At 70.1% G+C, this 12,140-nt stretch carries 11 protein-coding genes; 6 read left to right on the top strand and 5 right to left on the bottom strand.

Going from position 1 to position 12,140, the window contains the following annotated elements; all coding sequences use genetic code 11:
* Nucleotides 1–34 precede the first annotated feature (34 nt).
* Together phbB and MMSR116_RS28535 are read right to left on the bottom strand one after the other, a co-directional pair.
* On the bottom strand, nucleotides 35–763 hold the full coding sequence (phbB, locus tag MMSR116_RS28540; RefSeq protein ID WP_010684300.1) for an acetoacetyl-CoA reductase: 729 nt from the start codon (nucleotides 761–763) through the stop codon (nucleotides 35–37).
* Between the two features lie 113 nt (nucleotides 764–876).
* Nucleotides 877–2,061, bottom strand: a complete 1,185-nt coding sequence (locus MMSR116_RS28535) for an acetyl-CoA C-acetyltransferase (protein ID WP_010684299.1) — start codon at nucleotides 2,059–2,061, stop codon at nucleotides 877–879.
* 326 nt (nucleotides 2,062–2,387) lie between these two features.
* Between MMSR116_RS28535 and phaR the strand changes: the two genes are divergently transcribed.
* Together phaR and MMSR116_RS28525 are read left to right on the top strand one after the other, a co-directional pair.
* Nucleotides 2,388–2,978 carry a polyhydroxyalkanoate synthesis repressor PhaR gene (phaR, locus tag MMSR116_RS28530; RefSeq protein WP_010684298.1) on the top strand — a complete coding sequence of 197 codons (591 nt, stop codon included), beginning with the start codon at nucleotides 2,388–2,390 and terminating at the stop codon, nucleotides 2,976–2,978.
* 94 nt (nucleotides 2,979–3,072) lie between these two features.
* Nucleotides 3,073–3,411 carry a hypothetical protein gene (locus tag MMSR116_RS28525; RefSeq protein ID WP_010684297.1) on the top strand — a complete coding sequence of 113 codons (339 nt, stop codon included), beginning with the start codon at nucleotides 3,073–3,075 and terminating at the stop codon, nucleotides 3,409–3,411.
* Nucleotides 3,412–3,578: 167 nt separating this feature from the next.
* Here MMSR116_RS28525 and rpmF read toward each other — a convergent pair whose 3' ends face one another.
* Nucleotides 3,579–3,767, bottom strand: coding sequence for a 50S ribosomal protein L32 (gene rpmF, locus MMSR116_RS28520; protein ID WP_003601373.1), 189 nt, complete (start codon nucleotides 3,765–3,767; stop codon nucleotides 3,579–3,581).
* A 227-nt stretch (nucleotides 3,768–3,994) separates the two neighbouring features.
* Here rpmF and MMSR116_RS28515 point away from each other — a divergent pair, with 227 nt between their 5' ends.
* Nucleotides 3,995–4,360, top strand: a complete 366-nt coding sequence (locus MMSR116_RS28515; protein WP_010684296.1) for a ComEA family DNA-binding protein — start codon at nucleotides 3,995–3,997, stop codon at nucleotides 4,358–4,360.
* 5 nt (nucleotides 4,361–4,365) lie between these two features.
* Here MMSR116_RS28515 and MMSR116_RS28510 read toward each other — a convergent pair whose 3' ends face one another.
* Together MMSR116_RS28510 and MMSR116_RS28505 are read right to left on the bottom strand one after the other, a co-directional pair.
* Complete coding sequence (locus MMSR116_RS28510; RefSeq protein ID WP_010684295.1) at nucleotides 4,366–5,088, bottom strand: hypothetical protein; 723 nt, start codon at nucleotides 5,086–5,088, stop codon at nucleotides 4,366–4,368.
* Nucleotides 5,085–5,387 carry a hypothetical protein gene (locus tag MMSR116_RS28505; protein ID WP_010684294.1) on the bottom strand — a complete coding sequence of 101 codons (303 nt, stop codon included), beginning with the start codon at nucleotides 5,385–5,387 and terminating at the stop codon, nucleotides 5,085–5,087. The genes MMSR116_RS28510 and MMSR116_RS28505 overlap by 4 nt, the downstream gene beginning before the upstream one ends.
* A gap of 120 nt (nucleotides 5,388–5,507) precedes the next feature.
* On the opposite strand from MMSR116_RS28505, the gene MMSR116_RS28500 reads away from it, so the two are divergent.
* The 3 genes from MMSR116_RS28500 (at nucleotide 5,508) to MMSR116_RS28490 (ending at nucleotide 12,010) form a co-directional block, all read left to right on the top strand.
* Nucleotides 5,508–8,396, top strand: a complete 2,889-nt coding sequence (locus tag MMSR116_RS28500) for a phosphoenolpyruvate carboxylase (protein ID WP_010684293.1) — start codon at nucleotides 5,508–5,510, stop codon at nucleotides 8,394–8,396.
* A 120-nt stretch (nucleotides 8,397–8,516) separates the two neighbouring features.
* Nucleotides 8,517–10,874 carry an ATP-dependent helicase gene (locus MMSR116_RS28495; protein WP_010684292.1) on the top strand — a complete coding sequence of 786 codons (2,358 nt, stop codon included), beginning with the start codon at nucleotides 8,517–8,519 and terminating at the stop codon, nucleotides 10,872–10,874.
* Between the two features lie 419 nt (nucleotides 10,875–11,293).
* Nucleotides 11,294–12,010, top strand: a complete 717-nt coding sequence (locus tag MMSR116_RS28490) for a PhoH family protein (protein WP_010684291.1) — start codon at nucleotides 11,294–11,296, stop codon at nucleotides 12,008–12,010.
* Nucleotides 12,011–12,140: the final 130 nt, after the last annotated feature.

Genomic DNA, 12,140 nt, shown 5'->3' with positions numbered 1-12,140 from the left:
CGCACGCGCCCGCAGGACGATCCGGTCGCGACGATCAGACGAAGTGCTGGCCGCCGTTGATGGTCAGCGTCGAGCCGTTCACGAACCCGGCCTCGTCGCTCGCCAGATACTCGACCGCGTGGGCGATCTCGTCGGCCTCGCCGAGGCGGCCGGTCGGGATCGTGGAGATGATCTTGTTCCGGATTTCCTCCGGCACCGCCATCACCATCTCGGTGGCGATGTAGCCCGGGGCCACCACGTTCACCGTGATGCCCTTGGAGGCGCTCTCCTGCGCCAGGGCCTTGGCGAAGCCGATCACGCCGGCCTTGGCGGCCGAGTAGTTGGTCTGGCCGGCCTGGCCCTTCTGGCCGTTGATCGACGAGATGATGATGATGCGGCCGAAGTTGCGGCTGCGCATGCCCTCGATCAGCGGCCGCGTGCAGGTGAACATCGAGTCGAGGTTGGTCTTGATGACCGCCTGCCACTTGTCGAAGGTCATCTTGTGGAAGGCGCCGTCCCGGGTGATGCCGGCGTTGTTCACCAGGACGTCGATCGGGCCGACCTCGGACTCGATCGCCTTGATGCCGGCCTCGCAGCTCGCGAGATCGCCCACGTCGAACTTGAAGACCGGGATTCCGGTCTCGGCTTTGAAGGCGTTGGCGGCCTCGTCGTTGCCGCCGTAATTGGCGGCGACCTTGTAGCCCCTGTCCTTGAGCCGCTTCGAGATCGCCGCGCCGATACCGCGGGTGCCGCCCGTGACGAGGGCGACGCGTCCTTGAGCCATTGTTTCCTCCTGTTCGCATCCCGTGATGCCGCGTGCGGATGGCGTCCGCACGCGAATTTTTCTGATCTTGGCCTTAAGTCTAAATTGTCGATCGGGCCGACGTTACAGACCGATCACGTCCGCTCGACACACATCGCGACACCCATGCCGCCGCCGATACAGAGCGTGGCGAGGCCCTTCTTGGCATCGCGCCGCTTCATCTCGTGCAGCAGGGTGACGAGGACGCGGGCGCCCGAGGCGCCGATCGGGTGGCCGATGGCGATGGCGCCGCCGTTGACGTTCACCTTGGCGTCGTCCCAGCCCATGTCCTTGTTCACGGCGAGCGCCTGCGCCGCGAAGGCCTCGTTGGCCTCGATCAGGTCGAGGTCGGACGGCTTCCAGCCGGCCTTGTCCAGGGCCTTGCGGGAGGCGGGGATCGGCCCGGTGCCCATGATCTTCGGGTCGACGCCCGCGGTCGCCCAGGACTTGATCCTGGCGAGCGGGGTCAGGCCGCGGCGCTCGGCCTCGGAGGCCGACATCAGCACGATGGCCGCCGCGCCGTCGTTGAGGCCCGAGGCGTTGGCGGCCGTGACGGTGCCCTCCTTCGAGAAGGCCGGCTTCAGCTTGGCCATCGCCTCGAGGGTGGCACCGTCGCGGATGTACTCGTCGGTGTCGACGACCGTGTCGCCCTTCTTGCCCGGGACGGTGACGGGGACGATCTCGTCCTTGAAGCGCCCCTCCTTGCGGGCGGCCTCGGCCTTGTTCTGCGAGCGGGTCGCGAACTGGTCCTGCTGCTCGCGGGTGAGCTGGAAGGCCTGGGCGACGTTCTCGGCGGTCTGGCCCATGTGGTAGCCGTTGAAGGCGTCCCAGAGCCCGTCCTTGATCATGGTGTCGACGAGCTTGAGGTCGCCCATCTTCTGGCCGCCGCGCAGGTACTGCGCGTGGGGCGAGAGCGACATCGACTCCTGGCCGCCCGCCACGATGACCTTGGCGTCGCCGTTGGCGATCTGCTGCATGCCGATGGCGACCGTGCGCAGGCCCGAGCCGCAGACCTGGTTGAGGCCCCAGGCGGTGGCCTTCTCGGGGATGCCGGCCTTGATGGCGGCCTGCCGGGCGGGGTTCTGGCCGGCGCCGGCGGTCAGAACCTGGCCGAAGATCACCTCGTCGACGTCGTCGGGCGAGACCTTGGCGCGCTCCAGGGCGGCCTTGATCGCCGTTGCGCCGAGCTCGTGGGCCGGCACAGCGCCGAAGGCGCCGCCGAACGAGCCGACCGGCGTGCGCGCGGCGCCGACGATGACGATCTCTTCGTTGCCTGCCATGTGAACGTTCTCCTCTCGCGAGCCGGCGCGCCTTCCGATGTCCGGGCGCGCTCTGAAGCCGGACCTCGGATGAAGGGCGCCGGATCGGCGAAGTCAAGGTTGTCGAACAAGACGCGAAAAGGCGTGGATGACGCGATCGCGAGACTGAAATGGCGCAGAGCGGCCGGATCGCCTGCATTATTCTGCGCTGAACAGTTGCAGTTTGCTGTTTTCTGCGCCCTTGGAAGGCTTTAAGGATCGTGTTGCGGGCGCGAAGACGGCCCCGCCGGGCCGCATGGTCTGCCCGCCACGCCCCTTAGGTCCCGAGTCCAGAAAGGCCGTTCCCGATGGCGGATACCGTCAAGGCCACCCAGACCGTCATCAAGAAGTACGCCAACCGGCGCCTCTATCACACCGGCACCTCGACCTACGTGACGCTGGAGGACCTCGCCACGATGGTCCAGAACGGCGAGGATTTCGTCGTCTACGACGCGCGCACCGGCGACGACATCACCCGCTCGGTGCTCACGCAGATCATCTTCGAGCAGGAGAACAAGGCGGGCGCGGAGAATCTGCTTCCGGTGGCCTTCCTGCGCCAGCTGATCCGCTTCTACGGCGACAGCATGCGCACGATGGTGCCGAGCTTCCTGGAATTCTCGATGGCGAATTTTGCCAAGGACCAGGACGGGCTGCGCGAGAAATTCGCCCAGAGCTTCGGGCCGGCCGCGTTCCAGAACGCGATCGAGCAGCAGGTCCGCACCAACATGAACTTCTTCGGCGACGCCATGAAGATGTTTACCGGCTTCGCGCCGCCCGCTGCCGGGGCGCATCCGTCGGCTCCCGCGGCCCCTGCCTCCTATGCCGGTGGCGAGCTGGACGACCTGAAGCGCCAGATGCTGGAGATGCAGCAGCGGCTAGAGGCGCTCGCAAAGAAATAATGATCGCCGGCTCGGCGGTATCGATGGTTGACGATTAGTAAACGCCGGCCCCATCTTTGCGACATCGGCACGGAAACGTGCGGAGGGCGCGGCGATGGTGCGGATCGAAACAGGCAGCCGTCCCGGGCCGGCACAGGTCCGGCCCACGCGCCGCGTGCCCGACGCGACCGAGCCGGTGCCCCAGGCGGGCACGCGGCCACCACACGGAACCGCCGCATCGTCCGCAGAGCGGGCACTCGTCGTGATCGATGGGGGACGGTCCGAGGAGGCCGGCAGACCTGCGACAGCGGAGTGCGCGGCCGCGGGAAAGCCTCGCGCCGGCTTCGTCGCACAACTGCTCACGGCCGGTGACCCGACGCTGCTACCGTCGCGCCTGGAACGGACCCGGATGGCCGCCGCGTCCTACGCGGAGACCGCGCGGCGCCTCGCGTGAGACGGCGCGGCGACGGTCTTCGATCCGCTCCGAAAGCAGCGAAGTCTTAGAGACACGTCCACGTCATTCCGGGACTGCGCCGCAGGGCCCGGAACGACGGACCGGCGACCCGTCTCGCGTCTTCGAGGATGGCGGCTGCCTGAGGACGGCGGCCGCCGCGCCGCGGCTCAGGCCTCGGCGGACTTCACCTTGAGGACCTGACGGCCGCGATACATGCCGGTCTTCAGGTCGATGTGGTGCGGACGGCGCAGTTCGCCCGAATCCTTGTCCTCCACGTAGGTCGGCGCCTTCAGGGCGTCGGCCGAGCGGCGCATGCCGCGGCGGGAGGGGGAAGTCTTTCGCTTCGGAACGGCCATGGTGATGATCCTTCGTGACGCCGCGGACAAAGCGGCGCGCGGGCGGCTCCTCGATGGAGGATCGCCTCGCACACCGCAGGATACGGATGAGGGCGGGCTTATAGCCCTGGGGCAGGCCCGTGGCTAGAGGCGCCGGAGCACAACCGTTAAGCGCGGGTTCAACCGGGACAGCCCAAACCTGAGGTGACGGTGCCGCGCTGCGGACCGCGACTCTCGGGAGTACCACCATGGCTTCCCCCACCAAGACGCTCGCCCTCCTCGCCCTTCTCTCGAGTCTGGTCGCGGCGCCCGCGCTGGCTCAGGCCCCGGCGCCGCAGGCCCCCAGCGCGGCGTCCCCTGCCGCGCCCGCCAAGCCCGTGGCGCCGAGCGCCCCGGTCGCCGGCTCGCCGAACGCCGCCAAGGGCGCGCTCATCGACCTCAACAGCGCCAGCGCCGAGGAACTCGACGCGCTGCCCGGGGTCGGCTCCGCGCGCGCCGCGGCGATCATCAAGGGCCGCCCCTATCGCGGAAAGGACGATCTGGTCTCCAAGAAGATCATCCCGGCGAACGTCTACGACGGCATCAAGGACAAGGTCATCGCCAAGCAGAAGTAGCCGCCCTATTCGGCGATCGCCCCCTGCGGCATGGAGAAGCCGGGGGGCGTCTTCTCGGCCGCCTTCGGCGCCGCGCGCCGGGCGGGGGCCTTCTTGCGGGCCTCCGCCTTGGGCGCCTTCACGGCGGGTGGCTCGTCGCAGGCCTTGAAGGCGAGCTTCGCCAGAGGCGTACCCTCCTCGGTCACGATGACGATCGGATCGGGCAGCGCCGGCAGGGCCGCCTGCCAGTGGATCGGGCCGCCCAGCATGGCCTCGATGCCCGCCGGGGCGCCGCCGCGCCGCAGCGTGGTGAAATCCGGACCGTAGGCCGTCGCGACCTTCCCGGCGATCACGACCTGCAGGACCTCGTTGACCTCGGGCGTCAGGGGTCGGAGCGGGTTCGTCGTGCGGATCTCCCCGGCCCGGGTGATCACCATCTTGAACCCCTTGCCGTTCTCGAAGCGCGCCGCCCGGCTGCCGCAGGGCTGCTCGACGGCGGGCGCGGCCGCCGGCGTGGGGTTCGGAGCCTGCGGCGGAGGCGGCGTCGAAGCGGATGGCGTGACGGCGGGTGCCGGTGCGGCCTGGGCGGGTGCGGCCTGGACGGGGGCAGTCTGGGCGGGTGCAGTCTGGACGGGTGCGGCCCGGGCAGCTGCCGGCCGGGCCGCCCCGTCGGACGCGCCCAGCGCGGCCGACGGGCAGGCTGGTGCGGCGAGCACGAGGGCGGCCGCGAAGCGGGCGAACGGCCTCACTGTCCGGCCTCCGTCCGGTCGCGCCGCGACGCCTCCCCCCGGTCCGCCCGGCCGAGCTTTCTGATCGGTTCCAATTCGTTCGCTTCCAGGTCGAGCACGTGGGGATCGAGCACCTGCGCGCTGCGGTCGATGGGGCTCCTGCGCGTGCCGACCGAACCGAGGACGAGGTCCTCGTGCTCGACGTCGAGCTCGGTCTCCAGACGCAGCGGCGCGCGCCGGCTCCGGGTCACCATCGAGACGACGGACACCACGGCGACGGCGAAGATCAGTATCGCCAGGACGATCAGCAGGCGCTCCATGCTGCGCGCAGCTCTAACCCGCGCGGAGGGCCGCAGTCACCCCACCGTCACGCGCGGAACGCTCCTTGCGTGGTGCGCTGGACCGGGTAGATGCGGGCGGACCGGAGGCGGGATCGATCGATGCAGCACCAGCCGAGTCGCGAGCCCGAAGAGCTGGAGGGCCACCTCCTCGGGTTGATCGAGGGGGCACGGGATCAGGCCCGGGAAGATCCGTTCCGCAACCCCGTGCTGGCCGTGACGCTGGCCATCACGCGGCGGTTCGACCGGGACGAGATCTCGCTCGGCGACCTCGAAGGCCTGTTCGTCCGGCTGCGCGCCGCTGCCCTGTCCGCGCGGGCGGCGCGGCTGCGGGCCTATGTCGGGCTGGAAGCGGGGCCGGCGGCGTCGCAGGATCCGCAGGCCGCGATCCCGGCGCGCCTCGTGGCCGCCGTGCCCGAACGGCCCGACGCCGTCGCGGACTTCGCGCGCTTCATCCACCGCACCGCCTTCGCGGTGGTCTTCACGGCCCACCCGACCTTCGGCATGCCGCGGGCCGTGGCGGGCCTCCTCGCCGAGGCCGCGAGCCTCCCCGATGAGGCCGCCCGCGCCGAGCTGATCGCCCGCGCCGCCAAGCTCTCCACACGGCCGGACGTGCCGATCACCCTGGACGTGGAGTTCGAGCAGGCCTGCGCGGCGGCCAATAACGGGCGGCTCGCCCTCGACGCCTTCAACGGCGCCCTCCTGGACGCGGCCCGCGCCCGCTGGCCCGACCGGTGGACCGAGCTGACGCCCCGCCCCTTCGCCATCGCCAGCTGGGTCGGCTGCGACACCGACGGGCGCACCGACATCGGCTGGTGGGACACCCTGCGCTACCGGCTGATCTCGAAGCGCATGCAGTTCGACCGGGTGATGCGCGAGTTGCCCGAGATCGCCGCCTGCCGCGAGGTCCGCGGGCTCGCCGAGGGCGCGCTGGCCGCGGTGAACCGCCAGCTCGCCGTCGCGCCGCGCCTCGGCGACCAGCCCTCGCTCGAATCGGTCCACCGGTTCGCCCTGGCGCTGATCATCGAACGCGACCGCGCGCAGACCGACGCCAGCATCCTCGTGGCGGGGCTGACCCGGGCCCTGGAGGCGGCGGAGGATCCGGCCGACCAGCGGCGGATCGCCATCCTGCGGTCGGGCGTCGCCACGCACGGCCTGTCGAACGCCCTGCCGCATTTCCGGCTGAACGCCAGCCAGATCCACAACGCGGTCCGCCGGGTCATCGACCTCGAGGGTGAGCCCACCGACGCGGCGCGGCGCCGCTCGCACCTCGCCACGATCCACGCGCTCCTGAACGACGTCCGCCCGGTGGCGGTGGATTTCGGCGCGCTCGCCGCCGAGCGCGCCTCGGCTGCCCGGCTGATGATGACGATCGCCCAGATCCTCAAGCACGTGGACGGCACCCACCCGGTGCGCTTCCTCATCGCCGAGACCGAGACCGGCTACACGCTGCTCGCCGCCCTCTGGCTGGCGCGCCACTACGGGATCAGTGACAAGCTGGAGATCACACCGCTGTTCGAGACGGCGAGCGCCCTGGAGCAGGGCATCCGGGTGCTCGACGACGCTCTGCGCAACCCGCACTGGCGCCAATATCTGAAGCGCATCGGCCGGCTGACCGTGCAGTTCGGCTATTCCGATTCGGGCCGCTATGTCGGCCAGCTCGCCGCCACCTTCTGGATCGAGCGGCTGCGCCTGCGCATCACCGAGATGCTGGTCCAGAACGGCCTCGCCGACATCGAGCTCGCGATCTTCGACACGCACGGCGAATCGATCGGCCGCGGCGCCCATCCGACCAGCTTGCGCGACCGCCTCGCCTACCTCGCGCCCGAGGATGCGCGCGACCGCGCCCGCAAGGCCGGCATCAAGGTGCGGCTCGAATCGAGCTTCCAGGGCACCGACGGCTACCTGCTCTACGGCACCGAGGCGCTGGCCCGCGCCAGCGTCGACCGGATCGCCGAGCACGTCTACGCCCTGGACGTGGCCGAGGACGACAGCTTCTCGGACTACGCCCTCAACGACGGCCCGCGGGAGGCGGATCCCGCGGACGATCCGATCTACTCCGAGCCGGACTTCGCCCTCGAGTTCTTCACCGCGGCCCGCCAGGACATGGAGGCGCTGGTCGACGATTCGGGCTACGCCGCCCTGCTCGGCACCTTCGGCCCGAGCCTGATCGACCGCACGGGCTCCCGCCCCGTGGCGCGCCAGAGCGACAATGGCGGGCCGGCCCGCATCACCCATCCGCGCCAGATGCGGGCGATCCCCAACAACGCGATCCTGCACCAGCTCGGCTTCCTGGCGAATTCCCTCCACGGGATCGGCCGCGCCGCCCAGCGCGGCCCCGACCTGTTCCGCGACATGCGCCGCGACTCGGTGCGCTTCTCCCGGGCCTTCCGGCTGGTCCAGCACGCGGCCTCCGTGGGCGACCTCGACGTGCTGCGCGCCTACATCGACACCCTCGACCCGGCCGTGTGGCTGGAGCGGGCGCGGCGGACGCAGAAGGATTTCCGCCGGGACGAGCTGGTGGTGATCGCGGGCGCCCTGGAGCGGCTCGACCTCGCCTCCGCGCTCCGGAGCCTGTTCGGCCGGCTGACCCGCGACTGGCTCGCCCTGACGGCCGCCGCCCCCGACCTGCCGGGCATGTCGGCGCGGCTGACGCTGCTGCACGCGCTCCGCCTCGCCCTGATCCATCGGATCTGGTTCCTGGCGGTGCACATCCCGGGCTTCCGGCCGCAGGCGGGCATCTCCCGCGAGCAGCTGCTGGAGCGGTTCCTGCGCCTCGATATCGACGGCTGCCTGAAGCTCCTCGACGAGATCTTCCCGGTCACCCCCGACCCGACGCTGGGCCTCAACTTCGGCGAGCCGGCGGGCCCGCGGGATGTCGGCACCTACGCGGCCGAGCACGCCAACCTGTTCGAGCCGATCCGCCGGATGTTCGAGCAGGTGCGCGAGATCTCCGGGATGATCCAGCACGAGGTCGGCGCGTTCGGGTAGCGCGCCGGGGCGGCCAGCGTTTCGGGATCGCCCCCGCGAGACCGGCCGCACGCACACGCTCCGGTGGCATCCGCCGCGAACGGCCTCGACGCCGTTCGCGATTTGGTCCAGGGATGCGGGATGCAGAACCGCCCGCACGCGCTGCCCGCCGGGGACGGCGCCCCGTCCTCCTCCATCGCCGCCCGCGCCATGGGCGCGCTCCGCCGCGACGCCGCCGGCTACCTCGAAGGGCTCAACCCCGAGCAGCGCCGCGCGGTCGAGACCACGGAGGGCCCGGTTCTGGTGCTGGCGGGTGCCGGCACCGGCAAGACCCGGGTGCTGACCACCCGCATCGCCCACCTGATCGCCACCAACCGGGCGCGGCCCTTCGACATCCTGGCGGTGACCTTCACCAACAAGGCCGCCCGGGAGATGAAGCACCGGATCGGCAGCCTGATCGGCCCCGCCGGCGAGGGCATGCCCTGGCTCGGCACCTTCCACGCCATCGGCACCAAGATCCTGCGCCGCCACGCCGAACTCGTCGGGCTGAAATCCGATTTCACCATCCTCGGCACCGACGACCAGCTCCGGCTGATGAAGCAGGTCATCCTCGACCAGAACGTCGACGAGAAGCGCTGGCCGGCCCGCGCCCTGTCGCACGCCATCGACGGCTGGAAGAACCGCGGCCTCGGCCCCGAGCAGGTGCCGCCGGGCGAGGCCTCGTCCTTCGCCTTCGGCAAGGGCGGCGCCCTCTACACCGCCTACCAGGCCCGGCTCGCGACGCTCAACGCCGTCGATTTCGGCGATCTTTTGCTCCTTTGCCTCAAGCTCTGGCGCGAGAACCCCGACGTGCTGGCCAACTACCAGGACCGGTTCCGCTACATCCTGGTGGACGAGTACCAGGACACCAACGTCGCCCAGTACCTCTGGCTGAGACTGCTGGCGCAAAATCGCAAGAACATCGCCTGCGTGGGCGACGACGACCAGTCGATCTACGGCTGGCGCGGCGCCGAGGTCGACAACATCCTGCGCTTCGAGCACGACTTCCCCGGCGCCGTGGTGGTGCGGCTGGAGCGCAACTACCGCTCCACGGGCCATATCCTGGCGGCCGCCTCCGGACTCATCGCGAAGAACGAGAGCCGGCTCGGCAAGACCCTGCGCACCGACGACGAGCCGGGCGAGCGCGTCACCGTGACGGGCGCCTGGGATTCCGAGGAGGAGGCGCGGCTGCTCGCCGAGTCCATCGAATCCCTCCAGTCGAAGCAGCACCCCCTGTCGGAGATTGCCGTGCTGGTGCGGATCTCCGCGCAGATGCGCGAGATCGAGGATCGCTTCGTCCAGCTCGGCCTTCCCTACCGGGTGATCGGCGGCCCGCGCTTCTACGAGCGGGCCGAGATCCGCGACGCGCTGGCGTATCTGCGCGCCACCGTGAACGTCAGCGACGACCTCGCCTTCGAGCGGATCGTGAACACGCCGAAGCGCGGGCTGGGCGACGCCACCCTGCAGCAGCTTCACGGCTACGGCCGCGCCAACCGGGTGCCCCTGCGGATCGCCGCCCAGCGCCTGTGCGAGACCGACGAGCTGAAGCCCCGGGTCCGCTCCACCCTGCGGGCGCTGACCGAGAGCTTTTCCCGCTGGGCGCGGCTGGTGGAATCCCAGCCGCACAGCGAGGTCGCGCAGATCATCCTCGAGGAGTCCGGCTACACCGAGATGTGGCAGAAGGACCGCTCCGCCGACGCCGCAGGCCGGCTGGAGAACCTGAAGGAATTCGTCCGCTCCATGGAGGAATTCCCCGACATGGCGGCCTTCCTGGAGCACGTCTCCCTGGTGATGGAGGCCTCGGAGACCGAGGGGGCCGAGCGGGTCTCCCTGATGACCCTCCACGCCGCCAAGGGGCTCGAGTTCGACACCGTGTTCCTGCCCGGCTGGGAGGACGGCCTGTTCCCCAGCCAGCGGGCGCTCGACGAGAGCGGCCGGGCCGGCCTTGAGGAGGAGCGGCGCTTGGCCCATGTCGGGCTCACCCGGGCGCGCAAGCGGGCGAAGCTCTCCTTCGCGGTGAACCGGCGCATCCACGGCCTCTGGTCCTCGACCATCCCGTCCCGGTTCATCGACGAATTGCCGGAATCGGCCGTGGACGTGGTTGAGGCGCCCGCCCATTTCTCCGCCGGTGCCTCGCGGTTCGACCGCAACCCCACGCCGTTCGGGTCGAGCTACGGCACGCCGGGCTGGCAGCGGGCGCAGGCCAACACCGCGCAGGCGGGCACCCGTGGCGGCTTTGGGTCGGCGCCCGGCGGCCGGTCCGGCGGCCCCCGCCAGATCGAGGGCGAGCTGATCGCAAAATCCTCGGGCGCGCCGTCCGCGTTCCAGGGCGGTCAGCGGGTCTTCCACACCAAGTTCGGGCCCGGAACCGTCGCGGCCGTCGACGGCAACAAGCTGACCGTTGACTTCGACAAGGCCGGTCGGAAGATGGTCCTCGACAGCTTCGTCCAGGCCGGATGAGGCCCGTCCCGCCGACCAAGCCCGGACGTCTCAGGGCGGCAGGGTCGGCCGGCTTCGCCCCTGCGGGCGGGGAGGATGGTGACTGTGCCGGATGCCGCGTTACCGCGACCTCCCCGTCCCGAACCTGATGCATCCGCGCCAGCGACGCGGCTTTTTCGAAGCCTCTCCACCAACCGTCACCCCCTAGTCACACCCGGCGCGCAATCGTCGGGCGCGAATCGCGCTGGTGCGCCAGTTGCATCGCGTATTCGGCCGCGCACGGAACGTCGTGACGCTCTCCACAGGCGGACGAGCGCGGGACGGAACCTTCGGCCCGGGGCCGGTATTGAGTTCCGCAAACGAGTAGAGCCGGGAGCAAGCAGGTAAACGGCAGTTCAGCGACAGATCCAGGTTGGCTAGTCCCGTTGGAGTGTACATCCATGAAGAGACGCCGCGCACGACTTGAACTTGTTGAAGACCGCACGTCCCGCATTCACCGCACACGCTTCGACGAAGAACGCAATCTCGCTCCAATCCAGCCGCTCACCGAACGCCAAGCCGAGTATCTCGACGCCCTGGCCCGCTCGCCCCAGGTGATCGTCCTGGGCCCCGCCGGCACCGGCAAGACCTTCATCGCCGGGACCCGCGCCGCCGACCAGCTCCGCCAGCGCCGCATCGCCAAGGTCGTCATCACCCGCCCGAACGTTCCCTCGGGCCGCTCGCTCGGCTACTTCCCCGGCACCCTCGAGGAGAAGATCGCCCCGTGGGTCGCCCCGCTCACCGAGGCCATGAAGGAGCGCATGGGCGCCGCCGCCTTCGAGATCGCCCTCAAGACCGGCGACATCGAGATCGTCCCGTTCGAGGTGATGCGCGGCCGCACCTTCAAGAACTGCCTCGTGATCCTCGACGAGGCGCAAAACACCACCGTCAACGAGATCAAGATGTTCCTGACCCGCATCGGCGACGATTGCCAGGTCATCATCAACGGCGACGTCTCGCAGACCGACCTGCGCGAGACATCGGGGCTGCGTACCGTCATGCATCTGATCAAGAGCCGGATGATGCCGATCCCGGTGGTGGAGTTCACCCGCAACGACATCGTCCGCTCGGGCATCTGCGCCGAATGGGTGAAGGCGTTCGAGGAAACGAATCTCTGATCCGGCAGTTGTTGGCGGCGGGCCCTCGCCGGCCCGCCGTGCCGCCTCTTGGCACGAGACGACTCTCCGCACCTCCCATCCGGGAGGATGAACCGGGCTTCATACCCGGCCATCAGAGAATTGGAGTCTC

The sequence above is a fragment of the Methylobacterium mesophilicum SR1.6/6 genome (genome assembly GCF_000364445.2).
GTDB lineage: Bacteria > Pseudomonadota > Alphaproteobacteria > Rhizobiales > Beijerinckiaceae > Methylobacterium > Methylobacterium mesophilicum_A.
The sequence above is the reverse complement of the archived record's forward strand: the minus strand, read 5'-3'. Positions and strand labels throughout refer to the sequence as shown.

Bases quoted from the DNA above. Each gene is read 5' to 3' on its own strand.
- phbB (WP_010684300.1), bottom strand. From the start codon at position 763: ATGGCTCAAGGACGCGTCGCCCTCGTCACGGGCGGCACCCGCGGTATC.
- MMSR116_RS28535 (WP_010684299.1), bottom strand. From the start codon at position 2,061: ATGGCAGGCAACGAAGAGATCGTCATCGTCGGCGCCGCGCGCACGCCG.
- phaR (WP_010684298.1), top strand. From the start codon at position 2,388: ATGGCGGATACCGTCAAGGCCACCCAGACCGTCATCAAGAAGTACGCC.
- MMSR116_RS28525 (WP_010684297.1), top strand. From the start codon at position 3,073: ATGGTGCGGATCGAAACAGGCAGCCGTCCCGGGCCGGCACAGGTCCGG.
- rpmF (WP_003601373.1), bottom strand. From the start codon at position 3,767: ATGGCCGTTCCGAAGCGAAAGACTTCCCCCTCCCGCCGCGGCATGCGC.
- MMSR116_RS28515 (WP_010684296.1), top strand. From the start codon at position 3,995: ATGGCTTCCCCCACCAAGACGCTCGCCCTCCTCGCCCTTCTCTCGAGT.
- MMSR116_RS28505 (WP_010684294.1), bottom strand. From the start codon at position 5,387: ATGGAGCGCCTGCTGATCGTCCTGGCGATACTGATCTTCGCCGTCGCC.
- MMSR116_RS28500 (WP_010684293.1), top strand. From the start codon at position 5,508: ATGCAGCACCAGCCGAGTCGCGAGCCCGAAGAGCTGGAGGGCCACCTC.
- MMSR116_RS28495 (WP_010684292.1), top strand. From the start codon at position 8,517: ATGCAGAACCGCCCGCACGCGCTGCCCGCCGGGGACGGCGCCCCGTCC.
- MMSR116_RS28490 (WP_010684291.1), top strand. From the start codon at position 11,294: ATGAAGAGACGCCGCGCACGACTTGAACTTGTTGAAGACCGCACGTCC.